Here is a 258-nt window from a genome sequence, read left to right as displayed (position 1 = left end):
GGGCGGTGCGTCGCCGATGCTGGGACAGCATGAAAGCGGCAGCGACAGCGCGACGACGAAGAGCGGCGTAAGCGCAGGGACGGTCACGATCACGGATTCGGCGAATCAGAAGCAGGATGTGGCGAGCCTGAATCGTGACACGACGGACACGAACGGTACGGTAGCCAAACTGCCTGATATGCAGAACCTGCTGGACAAGCAGGCCGACATGATGTCGGCCGCGAGTGCGGCTGGAGAGGCGGTGTCGAGGCGGATCGG

At 63.6% G+C, this 258-nt stretch carries 1 pseudogene; it reads left to right on the top strand.

Annotation, left to right across the window (positions count from 1 at the left end):
• A pseudogene (locus tag ACV229_RS40930) lies at positions 1-258 on the top strand (hemolysin); the annotation flags it as partial.

This window comes from Burkholderia sp. MR1-5-21 (genome assembly GCF_053427715.1).
Note: the sequence above shows the minus strand (reverse complement) of the source record. Positions and strands in the feature narration are given on the sequence as shown.